Annotated in this window: 20 protein-coding genes; 9 read left to right on the forward strand and 11 right to left on the reverse strand. The window is 64.9% G+C overall.

Going from position 1 to position 15,942, the window contains the following annotated elements; translation table 11 throughout:
• The first annotated feature begins 179 nt into the window (after positions 1–179).
• The 3 genes from QA649_RS06175 (at position 180) to QA649_RS06185 (ending at position 3,119) form a co-directional block, all read left to right on the forward strand.
• A complete protein-coding gene (locus tag QA649_RS06175) occupies positions 180–983 on the forward strand; it encodes an MBL fold metallo-hydrolase (RefSeq protein WP_283023410.1) in 804 nt (267 codons plus the stop codon).
• A gap of 156 nt (positions 984–1,139) precedes the next feature.
• Positions 1,140–2,156, forward strand: coding sequence for an alpha/beta fold hydrolase (locus QA649_RS06180; RefSeq protein ID WP_283025976.1), 1,017 nt, complete (start codon positions 1,140–1,142; stop codon positions 2,154–2,156).
• A gap of 15 nt (positions 2,157–2,171) precedes the next feature.
• Complete coding sequence (locus tag QA649_RS06185; RefSeq protein ID WP_283023411.1) at positions 2,172–3,119, forward strand: fatty acid desaturase; 948 nt, start codon at positions 2,172–2,174, stop codon at positions 3,117–3,119.
• Positions 3,120–3,176: 57 nt separating this feature from the next.
• Here QA649_RS06185 and QA649_RS06190 read toward each other — a convergent pair whose 3' ends face one another.
• Together QA649_RS06190 and QA649_RS06195 are read right to left on the reverse strand one after the other, a co-directional pair.
• Positions 3,177–3,425, reverse strand: a complete 249-nt coding sequence (locus tag QA649_RS06190) for a hypothetical protein (protein ID WP_212342234.1) — start codon at positions 3,423–3,425, stop codon at positions 3,177–3,179.
• Between the two features lie 137 nt (positions 3,426–3,562).
• The gene (locus tag QA649_RS06195; RefSeq protein ID WP_283023412.1) at positions 3,563–4,543 is read right to left on the reverse strand and encodes a YafY family protein; all 981 of its coding nucleotides are present in this window, start codon (positions 4,541–4,543) and stop codon (positions 3,563–3,565) included.
• An 87-nt stretch (positions 4,544–4,630) separates the two neighbouring features.
• On the opposite strand from QA649_RS06195, the gene QA649_RS06200 reads away from it, so the two are divergent.
• Both QA649_RS06200 and QA649_RS06205 read left to right on the forward strand, forming a co-directional pair.
• Entirely contained in the window at positions 4,631–5,275 is a 645-nt protein-coding gene (locus QA649_RS06200; RefSeq protein ID WP_283023413.1) for a glutathione S-transferase family protein, read from the forward strand.
• A 17-nt stretch (positions 5,276–5,292) separates the two neighbouring features.
• On the forward strand, positions 5,293–5,727 hold the full coding sequence (locus QA649_RS06205; RefSeq protein ID WP_283023414.1) for a DUF6157 family protein: 435 nt from the start codon (positions 5,293–5,295) through the stop codon (positions 5,725–5,727).
• Here the strand turns inward: QA649_RS06205 and QA649_RS06210 are convergent, their stop codons facing one another.
• The 4 genes from QA649_RS06210 to QA649_RS06225 all read right to left on the reverse strand — a co-directional run bounded on the left by QA649_RS06210 (position 5,728) and on the right by QA649_RS06225 (position 9,635).
• A complete protein-coding gene (locus QA649_RS06210; RefSeq protein WP_283023415.1) occupies positions 5,728–6,513 on the reverse strand; it encodes an enoyl-CoA hydratase/isomerase family protein in 786 nt (261 codons plus the stop codon).
• Positions 6,514–6,525: 12 nt separating this feature from the next.
• Entirely contained in the window at positions 6,526–7,632 is a 1,107-nt protein-coding gene (locus tag QA649_RS06215; protein WP_283023416.1) for a cyclic nucleotide-gated ion channel, read from the reverse strand.
• A 149-nt stretch (positions 7,633–7,781) separates the two neighbouring features.
• Positions 7,782–8,000 carry a hypothetical protein gene (locus QA649_RS06220; RefSeq protein ID WP_026312046.1) on the reverse strand — a complete coding sequence of 73 codons (219 nt, stop codon included), beginning with the start codon at positions 7,998–8,000 and terminating at the stop codon, positions 7,782–7,784.
• A 189-nt stretch (positions 8,001–8,189) separates the two neighbouring features.
• The gene (locus tag QA649_RS06225) at positions 8,190–9,635 is read right to left on the reverse strand and encodes a TAXI family TRAP transporter solute-binding subunit (protein WP_283023417.1); all 1,446 of its coding nucleotides are present in this window, start codon (positions 9,633–9,635) and stop codon (positions 8,190–8,192) included.
• Positions 9,636–10,040: 405 nt separating this feature from the next.
• Here QA649_RS06225 and QA649_RS06230 point away from each other — a divergent pair, with 405 nt between their 5' ends.
• Both QA649_RS06230 and QA649_RS06235 read left to right on the forward strand, forming a co-directional pair.
• Complete coding sequence (locus QA649_RS06230) at positions 10,041–10,388, forward strand: DUF3307 domain-containing protein (RefSeq protein ID WP_051122990.1); 348 nt, start codon at positions 10,041–10,043, stop codon at positions 10,386–10,388.
• A 248-nt stretch (positions 10,389–10,636) separates the two neighbouring features.
• Positions 10,637–11,035: a hypothetical protein gene (locus tag QA649_RS06235; RefSeq protein WP_260387830.1), complete on the forward strand. Its 399-nt coding sequence runs from the start codon at positions 10,637–10,639 to the stop codon at positions 11,033–11,035.
• On the opposite strand, the gene QA649_RS06240 is transcribed toward QA649_RS06235, so the two are convergent.
• The gene (locus tag QA649_RS06240) at positions 11,032–11,346 is read right to left on the reverse strand and encodes a YkgJ family cysteine cluster protein (protein WP_283023418.1); all 315 of its coding nucleotides are present in this window, start codon (positions 11,344–11,346) and stop codon (positions 11,032–11,034) included. The genes QA649_RS06235 and QA649_RS06240 overlap by 4 nt on opposite strands.
• A gap of 5 nt (positions 11,347–11,351) precedes the next feature.
• A complete protein-coding gene (locus QA649_RS06245; protein WP_018643314.1) occupies positions 11,352–12,050 on the reverse strand; it encodes a YafY family protein in 699 nt (232 codons plus the stop codon).
• Between the two features lie 113 nt (positions 12,051–12,163).
• On the opposite strand from QA649_RS06245, the gene QA649_RS06250 reads away from it, so the two are divergent.
• Together QA649_RS06250 and QA649_RS06255 are read left to right on the forward strand one after the other, a co-directional pair.
• Positions 12,164–12,424 (forward strand): hypothetical protein, encoded by a 261-nt coding sequence (locus QA649_RS06250; RefSeq protein ID WP_283023419.1) that lies wholly within the window; start codon positions 12,164–12,166, stop codon positions 12,422–12,424.
• A gap of 35 nt (positions 12,425–12,459) precedes the next feature.
• Complete coding sequence (locus QA649_RS06255) at positions 12,460–13,188, forward strand: glutathione S-transferase family protein (RefSeq protein ID WP_283023420.1); 729 nt, start codon at positions 12,460–12,462, stop codon at positions 13,186–13,188.
• 300 nt (positions 13,189–13,488) lie between these two features.
• Here the strand turns inward: QA649_RS06255 and QA649_RS06260 are convergent, their stop codons facing one another.
• From QA649_RS06260 to QA649_RS06270, 3 genes are all read right to left on the reverse strand, one after another.
• Positions 13,489–14,640 carry an ABC transporter substrate-binding protein gene (locus tag QA649_RS06260; RefSeq protein ID WP_211405420.1) on the reverse strand — a complete coding sequence of 384 codons (1,152 nt, stop codon included), beginning with the start codon at positions 14,638–14,640 and terminating at the stop codon, positions 13,489–13,491.
• 79 nt (positions 14,641–14,719) lie between these two features.
• Complete coding sequence (locus QA649_RS06265) at positions 14,720–15,139, reverse strand: thioesterase family protein (RefSeq protein ID WP_283023421.1); 420 nt, start codon at positions 15,137–15,139, stop codon at positions 14,720–14,722.
• A 22-nt stretch (positions 15,140–15,161) separates the two neighbouring features.
• Positions 15,162–15,923, reverse strand: coding sequence for an SDR family NAD(P)-dependent oxidoreductase (locus QA649_RS06270; protein ID WP_283023422.1), 762 nt, complete (start codon positions 15,921–15,923; stop codon positions 15,162–15,164).
• Positions 15,924–15,942: the final 19 nt, after the last annotated feature.

The following is a 15,942-nucleotide window of genomic DNA, read 5'->3' on the forward strand; positions in this document are numbered from 1 at the left end:
GAGACGCTGAAATGTTCCTGCCGTCGAGTAGGTCTCGTGCAAAGCTGATCGTGACGACCGGCCAATTGCGCCGGCATGGACCAGAACGTAACCTACGCTGACAACGTTGGTTCCTCGCCACTTGCGTCGGCGGGACGATGTCCTGTCACGCCGTTCCGGCCTCTTTTCGGATCCTGACCATGCCCCTCTGGACTTGCGAAACCTGCGGCGCGCAATTTTCGGACAGCGGACGACCGCCCGAATCCTGTCCGATCTGCGAGGACGAACGGCAATTCGTGAACTGGAAGGGGCAGACCTTCCTGACGCGCGAGACGCTGGCGGAACGTCACCGCGTGGTCTGGCGCGACGATCTCGGCCTCACCGGTCTCGGGCTCGAGCCGAGTTTTGCCATCGGCCAGCGCGCGCTGCTGGTGCCGCTGGCAGAGGGATGCGTGATGTGGGACTGCGTGCCGCTGGCGACGCCGGAGGCGATCGCTCATGTCCGCGCGCTCGGCGGACTGAAAGCGATCGCGATCTCGCATCCGCATTATTATGGAGCGCTCGCCGACTGGACCGAGGCGTTCGGCGGCGTGCCGGTCTATCTGCACGCGGACGATGGCCAATGGGTGACGCGTCCGCATCCATCGATCGTGCACTGGACCGGCGATCGGCACCGTATCTCCGACGATGTGCTGCTGCTGCGCACCGGCGGCCATTTCGCCGGCGCCACCATGCTGCATTGGGCACGCGGCGCGGAGGGCAGGGGCGCGCTGCTCACCGGAGACATCGCGCAGGTGACGATGGACCGCCGCTTCGTCAGCTTCATGTACTCCTACCCGAACTACATGCCGCTCAACGCAGCCGCGGTGCGGCGGATCGCTGCTGCCGTCGAGCCGCTCGCCTTCGATCGCATCTATGGCGCCTGGTGGGGACGCAACATCGCCAATGGTGCCAAGGCCGCGTTCGCGGCATCGGTGGCGCGATATCTCGCGGCCATCGCCTGAGAGCGCTCCTTTCGGATTTATCTTGCCGGGCGAGAATAAATGTACTAACAGTACAGTTATTGAGCGTGGCGCAATGGCGCGTCTGCAGGCCGGCATGATCGATGCATCGCCGCTGCCGCGGCGCGCTGTGGGGCCACGCGAGCGAGGGTGGGACGCATCATGGCTGAGCGCGACTACGAGATCTTCGAGGCCGGCGACGTCGCGCTCCAGTCCGGCGCTGTCTTCCCCAAGCTGCAGCTCGCCTACAAGACCTACGGTACGCTGAGCCCGGCCAGGGACAACGTCATCCTCTATCCGACCTCGTTTAGCGCGCAGCATGTCGACACCGAGTGGCTGATCGGGCGCGATGGCGTGCTCGATCCCTCGCGCTACTTCGTCGTCATCCCGAACCTGTTCGGCAACGGCCTGTCGTCCTCGCCGTCGAATTCGGCCGCGCCATTCCCGCAAGTCACCTATCACGACGCGATCGCTATTCAGCATCGCCTTCTGGCCGAGCGCTTCGGCATCACAAGGCTTGCGCTGGTCTATGGCTGGTCGATGGGCGGCATGCAGGCCTATCACTGGGCGGCGCTGCATCCTGACATGGTCGAGCGCGCAGCGGTCGTCTGCGGCAGCGCGCGTTGCGCGCCCTACAACTATGTCTTCCTGGAAAGCGTGAAGGCGGCGCTGACGGGCGATCCCGCCTTCCGCGACGGCCGCTTCGTCGAAAGGCCCGTCGCCGGCTATCGCGCCATGGGGCGCGTCTATGCCGGCTGGGCGATGTCGCATGGCTTCTATCGCGACGAGCTCTGGCGCGAGGCCGGCTTCACCTCGCTGGAGGACTATCTCGTCCGCGCCTGGGACGGGGCCTTCGCGCGGCGCGATGCCAACGATCTCCTGGCGCAGATCGGCATCTGGCAGCGCGGCGACATCAGCCGCTGCGCCGCTTTCGGCGGCGATCTCGATCGCGCGCTCGCCGCGATAGGTGCGCACATGCTGCTGATGCCGGGCGCGACCGATCGCTATTTCGACGTCCGCGACAACGAGGACGAGCTCGGCAAGCTGGTCAATGCAAAGTCAGCCGTGCTGCATCCAATCCCGTCGCTGCACGGCCATCGTGCCGGAAATCCCGTCACCAACCCGCGCGACCAGGCCTTCATCAGAGCCGAGATCGCAGCGCTCCTAGCCAAGTAGCACAGGCATCTGATCATGACCGACGCGACCGTTTCAGAGCCTGGGCATCGCCTGAAGCCGCTGAGCCCGGCGATGCTGCGTGAGCTGTCGGTGCGCTCCAATCTCAGGGGTGCAGCGCAAAGTCTTGGACATTACGGCGCGATCGCGCTGGTCGGCGCTCTGATCTGGATGGTGACCTCACGCCATGGCGTGCTCTGGGCGCTGCCGCTGATGGCGGTGCAGGGCTACGTCGTTGCCTTCCTGTTCATGGCGGTGCACGAGACCGCGCACAAGACCGCGTTTAGAAGCCGCAGCCTCAATCTCGCGGTCGGCTATCTCTCGGCCTTCATCATCGGATTGCCGTACGAATATTACTGCCTGTTCCACTGGGACCATCACCGCTACACCCAGGATCCGGAGAAGGATCCCGAGCTGATCGTCGGCGTGAAGCCGGCCTCCGACACGCAGCTCGCGATCGCCTATAGCGGCCTGCTCCAGGTCGCCGGGCGTCTGCGGCTGACGCTCGGCCATGCCGTCACCGGCAAGGTCGTCGTGCCCTGGATTCCCGAAAACAAGCGCGCCACCATCGTCGCCGAGGCGCGCGCCTATGTCGCGCTTTACGCCCTGCTGCTCGCGCTCTCGCTGTGGTTCGCCTCGGCGCTGCTGCTCTGGGTCTGGATCGTGCCGCTGGTGATCGGGCAATTCTTCCTGCGGCCCTATCTCTATGCCGAGCACACCGGCTGCGACCGTACCCGCAGTGCCTTTCAGAACACCCGCACCACCTATACCGGTGCCATCGTCAAATGGTTCGCGTGGAATATGCCCTACCATGTCGAGCATCACGCCTATCCCTCGATTCCCTTTCACGCCCTGCCGAAGCTGAACGGGATCGTCGACGGCGAGATCGTCTATCGCGGGCGCGGCTACATCCAAACGACGCGTGAGACCTGGGCGTGGTTTCGCCGGCAGCGGCAGGGTAGCTAGTCAAACGCAAAAGCTCCGGCCGCGATGCGACCGGAGCTTTGTCGTGAGGGCGAGATATCAGTAGATCCCGTAGGCGCAGACATTCACGACGCGGACGCGCAGGCCGTGACGGGTCTGGACGACGCGCTCCTGGTAGCAGTTGCTGACGCCGGTGTTGACGTAGATGCCGCCGAAGCCATAGCCCGGGCCCCAGCCATGACCCCAGTGATGATGATGGAAACCGCCGGCCGAGGCGGCGGTGGGGGCGAGCGCGGCAACGCCGAGCGAGCCGGCAGCGATCAGACCAAGAGCGAGCTTACGAAACATCTTCATTCTCCAATGTGGCGCGAGGCCGTTGTTGTGTCCCTGCATCTCGGTCGGGTTGAGCCGCGAATGCGTTCACGGCGGTTCTTGAGAATCGTGTTTCAGGATTGTTTCGTCGGCTGCGGCGAGGTGCGCCGCCGTCAGGCTTTCCGCGCCGCGCCATAGTGCGCGGCCATGGCCCGGGTCATCTTGGCCATCTTCTCGCGGAGATCGGCCGGCTCCAGCACTTCGGCCTCGGGGCCCAGCCGCAGCAATTCGGCTGCGGCGTGCCACGACGTCTTGCCGGTCGGCACCCGCGCGATGCGCCAGCCGTCGGCGTCAGTGCTCTCTTCGATCTCCGTGCGCGCCTTGACGTAAGGCTGGCTCAACGCGTCCAGCAGCTTGACGCCGAATGGCGACAGCCGGACGACCGCGACATTGGGATGCATCTCCGCTTCGAGGCGAAGTGTCGCAGCCTGCCAATAGGCGGCGAGATCGAAATCGGCGGGCCGGTCGAAGCGGTCGTCGAGCGTGGTGCAGTCGAGCACGCGCGCGACGCGATAGGTCCGCACGCTGCCGTCGACTTGCCCGGCGAGATACCAGCTGCCGCCCTTCAGCACGAGGCCGAGCGGGGCGACACGGCGCTGCTTCTCCGAGCGCCAGCTTTGGTAGCGGATTTTTATCAGTGTCCCGCGCAGGGCGGCGCCGGCGATGGTGCGCAGATGTGTTGGCTCCTCCGCCTCGCCGAACCAGCCGGGCGCATCCAGGTGAAAGCGCTCCTGCATGCGGCCGGCGTCTTCGCGCAAGTTCGCGGGCAGCGCCGCCATCAGCTTGTTCTGCGCGGCGATCATTGCCGCGTCCAGTCCCAGCGCCGCCGCCGGGCCCGGTAGTCCCGCCAGGAACAGGGCTTCCGCCTCGTTCTGCGACAGGCCGTTCAGCCGGACGCGATAGCCGTCGAGCAGGCGATAGCCGCCCTCCGCGCCGCGGTCGGCATAGACAGGAACGCCAGAGGCCGCGAGCGCGTCGATGTCACGATAGATCGTGCGAACCGACACCTCGCAGGCTTCCGCGAGTTCAGGCGCGGTGACCTGCCCTCTGGCCTGGAGGGTGGTGAGGATCGACAGCATCCGGCTCGCGCGCATGATGTCTTAAACCATACCTGACAAGGGATGTCAGGTATGGGTCGCTACAAGATGCGCCTCGCCAGACGGCATCCGAGGAGACCAGCCATGACCGATCCGAACCGCATCACGTTGTATTATTCGCCGCAAAGCCGCGCCACCGGCACGCGGGTGCTGCTGGAGGAACTGGGGTCGCCCTACGATCTCCATATCCTCAACATGAAGGCTGGCGAGCAGCGCAAGCCCGGCTATCTCGCCATCAACCCGCTAGGCAAGGTGCCGGCGATCCACTACCGCGGGGAGCTCGTGACCGAGCAGGTCGCGATCACCATCTTTCTCGCCGATCTCTTCCCGCAGGCGGGGCTGACGCCCGGGCCGGACGATCCGCTGCGCGGTCCGTACCTGCGCTGGATCGCCTATTATGGCGCATCCTTCGAGCCGGCCCTGATCGACAAGTTCATGCAGCGCGAGCCGGCCCCGATCACGCAATCGCCCTATGCCGATTACGACACCATGCTCGGTGCGCTGGAGACGCAATTGGAGAAGGGTCCGTATCTGCTCGGCGAGCGCATGACGGCGGCGGACGTGTTGTGGGGCGTCGCCTTCAGCTGGACCATGATGTTCGGCATCGTGCCGAAGAAGGACGCCTTCGTCCGCTATGCCGAGCGCATGACCTCGCGCCCGGCGTTCCAGCGCATCACTGCGGCCGATGAGGAGATGGCCGCGCAGCATGCTAAGGTTGCTGGTGGCTGAACGAACCAGGGTTGTAGATGACGAAGCCGACGCACACGACCAACTGCTCAAACACCTTCATCCGTGTTGCTGAAGACTGTCCCGCGCGCACCGGCGAGCAGCCGCCGCTGCGTGCGGGAAAGCCGACGGTCGCGTGCCTGCAATACGGGATGATTGCCAAGGCGCCCTACAAATACACGTCCGACGATGTGATCTTCGCGACATCTGCGCCGGGACGCGAGCTCGATGCGAAGGCGACGAAAGCGGAGAAGCAAGCGGCCCGTGAAGCGTTCTTCTCCCGGGGGCAGGCGTGCATGAGGGCGTCGAGCCTGGGCAAGCGCTTCGGCTGGGGCGTTCATGCCGACAGTGAGGGGCGGATCGCGATCTACGCCATCGACAGCAAACGTTATCAGGCGCTCGTCCGCGATCCCAAGCTCACGCAGGTGCGCGCAATGCGGTCGAAACGAGCGTGATCAGAATTTTGGCGGCCGCTTCTCCGCGAACGCCTTGATGCCTTCCTTGATTTCGTCGCCGCGCATGCTGTCGCGGTGGCGCTGGTCGGCGGCTTGCTCGTCGAGCTCGCCGCGGGCGAATTCGTTGATCGCGCGCTTCATGCCGGCCATCGCCTGCGGCGCGTTACCGGCGAGGATTGCGGCGAGCTTGTCGACCTCCTCGTCGAGCGTCTCTTCCGGCACCATGGCGGTGAGATAGCCGATGCGCAGCATCTCCGGGGCGCTGATCTTCTGCGCGGTCAAAAACAGCTTCTTCGCATTATCGAGGCCGAGCCGCGTCACGTAGCGTTTGATCCCGCTCGGGTAATAATGCAGCCCGAGCCGCGCCGCCGGCATGAACATCTCGGCGGTGTCGACGCCGATGCGGAAATCGCAGGCGAGCGCGAGATCGGTCGAGCCGCCATAGACGCCGCCGTTGAGCCGGCAGATCGTCGGCACGCCCAGATCCTCGAGACGGTTGACGACCACTTCGAACGCCGAGCCCGCGCTCTGCTGCTCGCTCGCGCTCACCGCGCGCTCGGCGACCGAGTTGAGATCGTAGCCGGCGGAGAAGGCGCGGCCCGTGCCGGTCAGCACCAGCACGCGGATGGCAGGATCGGCCTCGACGGCGTCGAACAGTCTGACCAGTTCGCCGAGATCCTCGGCCTGCAGCCGGTTGAGATGTCTGGGCCGGTTCAGGCGGACGGTGGCGCGTGCGCCCCTGATTTCGAGCACCGGGCTTGATGCCGCGTCGGTGGAATCCGACATTCTTGTCTCCTTTTATTTGTTTTCGAGCGCGCGGCGCTTGGCTTCCGCATCGATGGTCTCGGCGAGATCGGGATGCCGCGCCATCAGCACGCGGAAGTCGACGAGGTCGAGCACCAGCAGCCGCGACACCTTCGTGGTCGAGACGTTGGCGCCGCGCATGTTGTTGCCGAGCAGCGCCATCTCGCCGAAGAAGGCGCCCTCGCCGAGTTGCACCTTCTTACCCGGCAGGTCGACCTCGACCTCGCCTGCCGCAATGAAATACATGCAGTCGCCCTGCGCGCCCTTGCGGATGATCATGGTGCGCGCCGGCAGCTCCATGGTCCGCAGCATGTGGGTGACGTCGGCGATGGCGGCAGGTCCGAGCGCTGCGAAGAACGGCACCTTGCTGACGGATTCCCAGGTCTTGAGGAAATTGTCGCGGCGGGTCTCTGCGGCAAAGCCGGTCGCCAAAATACCGGTCCAGAGGCCGAACACGCCGAGGCCGGAGATCATCACCAGCGCCGCCACGATGCGCCCCAGCGGCGTGACCGGCACGACGTCGCCGTAGCCCGTCGTGGTGAGGGTTACGACGGCCCACCACAGCGCCGCCGGCACGCTGCCGAACGTCTGCGGCTGCACGTCCCGCTCCAGGAAATATTCGGCGACCGAGGCGAGGAAGACCACCATCAGGAAGATCACGAGCACGCTGACCAGCGGCCCCGATTCCAGCACCAGCACGCGGCGGAGCTGGCGCAGGCCGGGAATGCCCGGCACCACCTTCAGCACCCAGAGCACGCTGAGCAGCCAGGCCGTCTTCGGCTCGACGCCGAGAACCAGCGCGGCCGGCACGGCCAGCGCCCCAACCGCGTCGACGATGCCGGCGGAGGAGGACATGTAAAGCGCAAGGCGCCCCGTTCGCGCCATGTGGCGCAGCCGGACCACCCATTCGAACACGAAGTAGACGAGACAGGCCCAGAGCAGGCCGTGGACCCAGCCGCGCGCCTCATTGGCCCGGTTGTCCGTCAGCAGCACCATGCTGAGTACGCCGACGCCGACGGCGACATAGGCCGCCTTGGTCATGTTGCGGCCGGCCGTGGCGGCCGCAAACTGGGCCAGAGCGGAGATCAGCGGCTTGGACATGCGGGAAGGCGGCTCGTCTTGGTTCTTGTGGGCCCGGCTCGGACCCCGGCGCCAAAGTGCCCGCCCACGCCAAGGCCGTCAACGACGGGCGCGGGCGGCAGCATCGTCGAATCGGGGGGCGAAGGCGGGGGCGGCGGCCGGCCGGGCCGTTACCTGAAATGCGGCGGCTCGTCGTAGCCGCGGCGGCTGCTGAAGAACAGCAGGACCATCAGGCCGATGCCGACGATGACGGAGAATCCGGCTCCCAGGGCGAGGGCCACATAGCCTTCCGTCGGGATCGGGTCGCCTTCGACCGCCATCGCGGAATAAGCGAAATAGCCCACCGCCGCCAGCATTCCCAGGAGGAAGATCATGAGGAGTATACGCATGGTGCGTTTCTCCGGTTGTATCGGGTAACCAACGGTTGCGGATGGGGACGGTTCCAGGGGGCCATTGATCGAGTCCTCGTGCCCCGGACGCAGCGCAGCACCACAAGCGCGTTTACGCGCGTCTTCGACGCGCTATGGTGATGCGCTGCAGAGCCGGGACACGAGAGTGGGGGACCCCGCCCCCTCTGATCAAGCGCTCTGCGCGGTCTTCACCACCACGACATTGCTCTCGTCGAGCGGGGGCGCTGCGGCGTCGCGGGCGGCCTTCTCGGCTTCGCCGGCGTGGCGCTTGAGATAGTCGCGACGCATGCCGATCTCGTCGCGGACGAATTCGTAGCCGAGCTTGAAGGTGTCGAGCCCGTCGGTACTGATCGTCCCGTCCCTGAGGCCGATGACGGCGCCGCGCAAGATGCCTTCCAGCTCGTCCTGGAGGCATTCGAGCTGGTCCAGTGAATGGGCGTGCTCGATGCGCTCGCCGATGTCGAGAATGGCGGTGGAGAGCTCGCTGGCCTTCTCCGGCGCGATCCTCGTGACCTTGGCGTAGATCGCGGCGAAGATCGAGCCGATGACGCTGAGCGCGGCGGCGCCCAGATACATCATGTCGCTGTACTTATCCATGAACGACTTGGTGTCGTCGTTGATGTAATCGGCCGCGCCCTGATGCGCCATCACGAAGGCGTCCTTCTCGACGGAGGCCGGCTCGATCCTGCTGGCGAAGCCGCTGTCGAGCCCGAGGGCGGACTTGTTCTCGTAGATGGTGCGCGCCAGCTCGCCCGCCGTGGTCACCGACATCCGGGATTGCGTGACCAGCAGCCATTCGAGCCCGATCGTATCGAGATCGTCGTCCGGAATTTCAGGCGAGGCCGACAGCGTTCCCGCCGTCAGCGTCTCCTCGGAAATGCCGGGGAATTTGCGGGCCAGCGCCTTGGCTTCGTCGATCGCGTTGAGGGTGAAGCCGCCGCGTTTGGCGACCTGCTCATAGGACTTGTCCCGCACGGCCTTCGAAGCGTGGACGATGGCGATCACCGCCCCGAAGCCGTTTGCCGGCGCAAACAGCTTGTCGAGCGTTGCGCCCTGCGGCGCCATCTGGACCTTCGCGGCATCGGGTCCCTCGGGAATGTCGAGGATGCCGCGGACGAAGGCGAGCGAGGATTCGTTCTCGGCGAGGACGGCAACCTTCTTCTTCTTCAGCTCGGCGAGCGATTTGATCTTCTTGTTGCCGGGACCGAGCAGGAGCACGAGATCGTGCTCGAGGATCGCGAGCGTGCGCGCCCGCAGCGGCACCTTGGCGTCGGTGCGCAGCACGGCGAGGTCGGCCTGTCTGCGGTCGAACTGCGCGAGCGCCTTGGCGTTGTCGCCGCTATTGACGATCTTGATCCGGAAGCGCGAGGCGTTGTTCTTCAACACCGTGGCGAGCTTGGCGGCGAACAGCGCCTCGTCGCTGTTGGGGGCGCCGACGGCAAAGGTCAGCGTCTCTGAATTGTGCACCAGGGCGCGGCCGCCCCAGACGGTGGCGAGCGACAACAGCAGGGTCAGCACGACGTAGAGTAACACCTGCTGCTGATTGGTCTTGATCACCTTGGGGCGCCGCGGCGGCGGTTCGGCCGGTGACGAATTCGGGCCTTCAGTACTCATGGCAGCACTCTTGGCCTTATTCTTCGGTGGCAGGCGGCTCGCTCGTGTGATCACTGCGGACGCCCTGTAATTCGTAAACGCCTGAAAAAAGAACGATATTTTCTGCCGCCGATGATAGCGCGCCGACAGTGGAATGCAAATTTCGAGCCGAAGGTAACCTTACTCGACGCGGGCGCGGCGATTGGTCATCCTATCACCAGTTAGCCACAGTTTGCGATTTTCCGGTTCCCCCCGGCTGCATTCCGCCGCAGGAGATGTCATAAATTGCTCGTCCCGGCGATTTGACCGGTCCAAGAAGAAGTTGCGCTGAACGCTCCAATCTTTCTTGTCACGTCAATGAGGGCGTCAGCTTTGTCGTTTCCATCCATGTCATCGGCGGTTCCGGTCGAAGCGCTCATTGGCTGGATGCTGCTGCTCACCTTCAAGCACATCATCGCCGATTTCGTCCTCCAGACCGCCTGGATGGCACACGGCAAGGACCAGAAGCACGGCTGGGCCCTGCCGCTGCTGGTGCATTGCCTGGTTCATCTTGCGGTCGCGTTGCCGCTGATCGTGATCGTCGCGCCGAAATTCTGGTTCGTGGCCTTCATCGACTTCGTGATCCACATCACGATCGACCGCGCCAAGGGATTCGTCTCCGCCAATTTCGGGGTCGACCTCGCGCATCCCTGGTTCTGGACCCTGATCGGCGTCGACCAGGCGCTCCATCACCTGACCGGCTTCGGCCTCTCCATCTTCATGGCGGCGAACTGACGGCAGCAGCCGTGTTCGTAGCCCGGATGAAGCGAAGCGTAATCCGGACCGGTGCATCTTCGGATAGACCCGCCCCGGATTTCGCTTCGCTCCATCCGGGCTATGCACCTCTTCACGAGCTTCTGGCCCCACCGTCGCCTCCGATTCGCGGCCAGGGCGCAAGGGAACCCCGGGTGACTACCGGGCAGCGTGGTTAACCTTTCATTAGAGAATTGCGCTGCATCTTCCCGACACGAGGGAGAACTGCAATGTTTTCAAGCCGCGACGCCTTTGAAAGCGATTTCTGCCCGGTTCGCGACGAGCTCCTTGGCGAGATGTATCGCGCCAGCGAGAGCGGCCTGCCGAGGCTGGTTGAGAGTGTTTCCCCTGACGCACGCGCCCGTCTGGCACTGTTCTGCTACCGCCGCAGCCATCTGCACTCGCTGGCGGTCGCGATCGCAGCGAGTTGCAGCGAGCGCGACCTGATCGACAACGGGGGCCGTGTCGGCTCGACGCTCTACGCGTTGTCGCGTGAGAGATCGGCCAAAGCCTCGCCGTCGCTGTCGGGGGGCCGCAAGCCGATCACGCTGTCGACCAAGCCATTGTCGGTGCTCGCACCGCTCGATGACGAGATCGACGACGAGATCAGCGAAGCCGTTCCGGCCTAAATTGGTTCGATCGCTGGAAGCTTGAACTTCCGCCGCGCCATCGCGCATTCGGCGTCGCCCGGCATGCAGGTGCGGCACACCTCCGGTCGCACCGCATAGATGCCGCAGGCGGTCGCTTGTCCGATCTCTCCCTGCAACGCCGCGCAGCGGTCACCCTCGCAGCGCATGCCGGACTGGCGATCGTTGACCAGCGCTTCCGGAATCGCGGCAAGCTCCTCGTCGCTCTCGATCGAGAAGCGCGGCCAGTTCTGCGAATAACCGCAGCAGGCGCCGCAACTCTGGCAGCAGGCCGAAAGATCGATTACTTCCATAGCGCTCATGTGTCCTTTGGCGGACCCCAGACCAGGCTCTGCCGCCATTTCGCGCGCAGCACGTCGCGCCGCTCCGGATATCTTTCGTCGAGATAGGTCGCGTCCACCACGCGGTCGGTGCGGAAGCTGCGGAAGTCGCTGCGCAGCTCGCACCAGGCCGCGAGCAGGCGCACGGCTTCGAGATAGCCGACCGAGATCGGCCAGATCATCCGTTCGCTGGCGCGGCCCTGCTCGTCGCGATAGCGCAGCATGATCTTCTTGCCCTCGTGGATCTGGGTGCGCGTGCGCACCATGTCGAGGCGATCAGGCTCCCTGTTCCAGCTCGGCCGCGCCCGGCTCGCCGGCTCCAGCACGAAGGGACGCAGGCGCTCGGGGACAGTGTCGGCGATCTTGGCCATCAGGTCTTCGGCCGCGCGCGCCAGCGCCGAATCGGCATGGCCCGCAACCCATTGCGCGCCCAGCACCGCCGCCTCGATCTCGTCGGGTGTCAGCATCAAAGGCGGCAGGTCAAAACCCTTTTCCAGAATGTAGCCCATGCCGGCCTCGCCGCGGATCGGCACGCGCTGGCCGATCAGGGTCGCGATGTCGCGATAGATCGTGCGCTTGGAGGTCTCGAGCTCGGCCGCGATCGCGTCCGCCGTCAGCGGCTTACGCGTGCGCCGGAGCACCTGGATGATCTGAAACAGCCGGTCGGCGCGTCTCATGACAATTCTCTTCTCGAACGACGGATCAGAAATCGGCGCGCGGCTGCTGACAGGATGTTGGCAGCAGGGGGTGTCTATACCGGGACAACACATCGACTGAAGAGGATTTGTCCATGATCGTTCCAACCCATTTCGGCCCGGTTGTTCCGATGTTGCGGGCGCAACTGTGGTCCGCCCAGGCGTTCGGTCGCTTCGTTTCGTTCGATCTCATGGCCGTCGACCTCCGATTTGCCCTCGCAAGCATGGTGGCACGCTCGCTGACCCAGGCTGCGGACGCGCTGGTCCGTCATGTCATGGGCCGCGCCTGGCGGGGGGCCCGTTTCGCAGAAGATATCACGGCTGCTGCCACCATGGTGGCAGCAGCCCGTCACTAGGTTCCGTCAAACTCGGCAGGTTCAGGAGAGCTTTCATGATCACGCTTTACGGCTTTGGCACCGGCTTCGGCCTGCCGGAAATCAGCCCCTTCGTCACCAAGACGGAGGTGCAGCTCAAGATGGCGGGGCTGCCCTACCGGAAGGAGCGCGCGATGCCGCCCGCCTCCCCGAAGGGGCAACTGCCGTTCATCGATGATGGCGGCGAGGCGGTGGCCGATTCCACCTTCATCCGCGCCCATATCGAGCGCCGTTATGGTTTCGATTTCGACGCCGGCCTGTCGCTGTCCGAGCGCGCCCAGGCCTGGGCGTTCGAGCGGATGATCGAGCATCACGTCTATTGGGCGCTGGTCGGCGCGCGCTGGGTCGATCCGGTCAATTTCGCCAAGGGGCCTGCGCATTTCTTCGACGGCGCACCGGAGCACAACCGCGAGAAGCTGCGCGAGGACGCGCAGTTCCGCGTCGCCGAGAACTATCTGCTCTCCGGCCTCGGCCGGCACGCACCCGATGACGACGTCGATCTCGCCGTCCGCTCGCTGTTCGCGCTGTCGGTGCAGCTCGGCGACAAGGCCTATCTGATGGGCAACAAGCCCTGCGGCGTCGATGCGACAGCCTTCGGCGCGCTCGCGGGGATTTTGACGCCGTACTTCGAGTCCAGTCTGCGGCAGCGGGCCGAGGGATTTCCGAACCTCACGGCGTATGTCGACCGCATGATGGACAATTACTATCCGGAGTTCGCCTGGACCCCGCTGCGGCAGGCGGCTTGATGGGATGAGACCCGACTAGCGCCACCGTGACGGTGCGTTCCCTCCCCCCTTGCGGGGGAGGGCTAGGGAGAGGGGTAGCCCAGCAAAAGGTGTCGGTTATTGATGATGCATCGAGGGCAGGTGCGCACGGAAAGAGTCCCCGTGTGGCACCCCTCTCCCTGCCCCTCCCCCGCAAGGGGGGAGGGAACGGAGAGAGCGCTGCAGTTGGCCGAATTCAATGTGCTCGCTGTTCTCAAAGCAAAAAACGAAAAGAGCCGGCCCATCGGGCCGGCTCTCGTCGTCCAAAACTCTCGCTGCGGCTTACTTCACCAGCGTGTACTTGCCGTTCTTCACGGTGAGCAGGATGCGCGAGCGCTCGTCGAGGCCGTAGCGGTCCTTTTCGGTGAAGTTGTAGACGCCCTGGCTCGCCGCCAGCTCCTTCTCCGAGAGCAGCGCCTGGCGGATGGCTTCGCGGAATTCCGGCGTGCCGGGTTTCGCGGTCTTCAGCGCGGTCGGGATGATGCGCTTGAGGATCTCGAAGGCATCGTAGGAATGACCGGCGAACTGGCTGCGGCTGTTCGGGCCATACTTGGCTTCATAGGCCGTGTTGAGCGCGAGGCCCGGCTTCTTGGTGGCGGCTTCGTCCGGCTGGTCCTCGGGGTCCATGACGGGGCCCGAAGCCATCAGCACGCCTTCTGCGGCCTTACCGGCGATGCGGATGAAGTCCATGCTGGCGGCGCCGTGGGTCTGGTAGATCAGGCCCTGATAGCCGCGTTCGCGCAGCTCGGTCTGCGGCAGCGCGGCTGCGGTGCCGGAGGCGCCGACCAGGATCGCGTCGGGATTGGCGGCGACGAGCTTGAGCACCTGGCCGGTCACCGACGTATCCGGACGGGCGAATCGCTCTTCATCAACGATGGTCATGCCCATCGGCACGGCCTGTGCCTTCAAATCGTTGAACCAGAGGTCACCGTAGGAGTCGGAATAGCCGATATAGCCGAGGGTCTTGATGCCCTTCGACTTCATGTGATCGTACAGCACCTTGCCGACGATCGGGATCGGCTGCGGCATCGCCACCGACCACTTCATGCGCTCGGGCGTGATCGGGAAGGGGGCCAGGCCAAAGTGCGGGATACCGGCTTCGTTGGCGACGTTGGAGACTGCAATCGTCGGTGGCGTCAGCGCCGAGCCCATGATGATGTCGGCCTTGGATTCAGTCACGAAGCGGCGGGCGTTGGTGGTTGCCGTGGTGGGATCGCCGCCGTCGTCGAGCACGATCACCTTCAGCGGCACGCCGCCGATCTCCTTCGGCACGAATTCCAGCGCGTTGCGCTCGGGAATGCCGAGGGCTGCACCCGGGCCCGTCGTGGTGGTGGTGATGCCGATGGTGATTTCGCTGGTCTGGGCCAGTGCGGGCAGCGCCGGCAGAGCGAGCGTCGCCGCGGCAATGGCGGCGGTCAGGTAAAAGCGTTTCATCTATTCCTCCCTTGACGTGTTTTCTTTGAAAGCAGAAATCGAACGTGAATTCAGCCCCGTCTTTTGGTGATGCGGCGATTTAGCTTCCCGTGAATTTGGCGATCATTTCCGCCGGAAACGGTGCCGATTTCAGCTTGTCGGGGTTGGCAGGATCGCGGCCGACCAGGACGCGGGTCTCGAACCCCTCGATCGCCAGCGCCTCGCCCTTGTAGACGTTGTGCTTCACCTCGAAGCTCGAGCGCTTGATGCTCTCGATCTTGGTTTCGATGGTGATCCAGTCGCCATAGGTCGAGGGGATGTAGAACTTGGCCCGCGTGTCGACCATGGGGATGCCCACCAGGCCGTATTTGCGGACCAGGTCCTGCTTGGAGAAGCCGGCGACCTCGAACAGGGTCGAGGTCGAATCGTCGAACATCGCGAAATAGCGCGGGTAATAGACGATGTTGGCGGGGTCGCAATCGCCCCACTGAATCTGGACCTCGCGCCGGTTCACGAACATGTGTCGCGCCTTGCTTACGAAGTTACTTGGGCGCCATGCGCAGCGAGCCGTCGAGGCGCACCACTTCGCCGTTCAGATACGCATTCTCGACCATGTGCAGCGCGAGTGCGGCGAACTCGTCGGCCTGGCCGAGCCGGCGCGGGAAGGGGATCGCGGCGGCGAGCGAATCCTGGGCTTCCTGCGGCAGGTTCGCAAGCAGCGGCGTCAGGAACAGGCCCGGCGCAATCGTCAGCACGCGGACGCCGAACTGCGCGAGCTCGCGCGCGATCGGCAGCGTCATGCCGACGATGCCGCCCTTGGACGCCGAATAGGCCGACTGGCCGATCTGGCCGTCATAGGCGGCGACGGACGCCGTGTTGATGATGACGCCACGCTCGCCGGTCGCCTGCGGCTCCAGCTTGGACATCTCGGTCGCGGCAAGGCGCAGCATGTTGAAGGTGCCGATCAGATTGACCTTGATCACCTTGTCGAAGTCGGCGAGCGCCATCGGACCGTCGCGGCCGACGACGCGTTTTGCAACGCCGATGCCGGCGCAATTGACCAGCACGCGCGCCGGGCCATGGGCCTTGTTGGCCTGCGCGACCGCAGCTTCAGCGGAAGCGGCGTCGGAGACGTCGCAGGTCACGGCGACGCCCTTGATCTCGGCGGCAACGGTTTCAGCGAGCTTGGCGTTGAGATCGCAGACCGCGACCCTGGCGCCCTGCGCCGCCAGCTTTCGCGCTGTGGCAGCGCCAAGTCCTGATGCGCCGCCGGTGACGATGGCTGCCTGATCCTTCAACAACATGGCGTTCTCCTTTGGCGAT

Origin of the sequence: Bradyrhizobium sp. CB1717 (genome assembly GCF_029714325.1) — a bacterium.
In the GTDB taxonomy this organism is placed as follows: Bacteria; Pseudomonadota; Alphaproteobacteria; order Rhizobiales; family Xanthobacteraceae; genus Bradyrhizobium.

What these genes read in the sequence shown, in the direction of transcription:
- QA649_RS06260 (WP_211405420.1), bottom strand. Translation starts at nt 14,640, where the DNA reads ATGAAACGCTTTTACCTGACCGCCGCCATTGCCGCGGCGACGCTCGCT.
- QA649_RS06195 (WP_283023412.1), bottom strand. Translation starts at nt 4,543, where the DNA reads ATGCGCGCGAGCCGGATGCTGTCGATCCTCACCACCCTCCAGGCCAGA.
- QA649_RS06250 (WP_283023419.1), top strand. Translation starts at nt 12,164, where the DNA reads ATGATCGTTCCAACCCATTTCGGCCCGGTTGTTCCGATGTTGCGGGCG.
- QA649_RS06175 (WP_283023410.1), top strand. Translation starts at nt 180, where the DNA reads ATGCCCCTCTGGACTTGCGAAACCTGCGGCGCGCAATTTTCGGACAGC.
- QA649_RS06205 (WP_283023414.1), top strand. Translation starts at nt 5,293, where the DNA reads ATGACGAAGCCGACGCACACGACCAACTGCTCAAACACCTTCATCCGT.
- QA649_RS06235 (WP_260387830.1), top strand. Translation starts at nt 10,637, where the DNA reads ATGTTTTCAAGCCGCGACGCCTTTGAAAGCGATTTCTGCCCGGTTCGC.
- QA649_RS06225 (WP_283023417.1), bottom strand. Translation starts at nt 9,635, where the DNA reads ATGAGTACTGAAGGCCCGAATTCGTCACCGGCCGAACCGCCGCCGCGG.
- QA649_RS06265 (WP_283023421.1), bottom strand. Translation starts at nt 15,139, where the DNA reads ATGTTCGTGAACCGGCGCGAGGTCCAGATTCAGTGGGGCGATTGCGAC.
- QA649_RS06270 (WP_283023422.1), bottom strand. Translation starts at nt 15,923, where the DNA reads ATGTTGTTGAAGGATCAGGCAGCCATCGTCACCGGCGGCGCATCAGGA.
- QA649_RS06240 (WP_283023418.1), bottom strand. Translation starts at nt 11,346, where the DNA reads ATGGAAGTAATCGATCTTTCGGCCTGCTGCCAGAGTTGCGGCGCCTGC.
- QA649_RS06220 (WP_026312046.1), bottom strand. Translation starts at nt 8,000, where the DNA reads ATGCGTATACTCCTCATGATCTTCCTCCTGGGAATGCTGGCGGCGGTG.
- QA649_RS06215 (WP_283023416.1), bottom strand. Translation starts at nt 7,632, where the DNA reads ATGTCCAAGCCGCTGATCTCCGCTCTGGCCCAGTTTGCGGCCGCCACG.
- QA649_RS06245 (WP_018643314.1), bottom strand. Translation starts at nt 12,050, where the DNA reads ATGAGACGCGCCGACCGGCTGTTTCAGATCATCCAGGTGCTCCGGCGC.
- QA649_RS06185 (WP_283023411.1), top strand. Translation starts at nt 2,172, where the DNA reads ATGACCGACGCGACCGTTTCAGAGCCTGGGCATCGCCTGAAGCCGCTG.
- QA649_RS06200 (WP_283023413.1), top strand. Translation starts at nt 4,631, where the DNA reads ATGACCGATCCGAACCGCATCACGTTGTATTATTCGCCGCAAAGCCGC.
- QA649_RS06255 (WP_283023420.1), top strand. Translation starts at nt 12,460, where the DNA reads ATGATCACGCTTTACGGCTTTGGCACCGGCTTCGGCCTGCCGGAAATC.
- QA649_RS06230 (WP_051122990.1), top strand. Translation starts at nt 10,041, where the DNA reads ATGCTGCTGCTCACCTTCAAGCACATCATCGCCGATTTCGTCCTCCAG.
- QA649_RS06190 (WP_212342234.1), bottom strand. Translation starts at nt 3,425, where the DNA reads ATGTTTCGTAAGCTCGCTCTTGGTCTGATCGCTGCCGGCTCGCTCGGC.
- QA649_RS06210 (WP_283023415.1), bottom strand. Translation starts at nt 6,513, where the DNA reads ATGTCGGATTCCACCGACGCGGCATCAAGCCCGGTGCTCGAAATCAGG.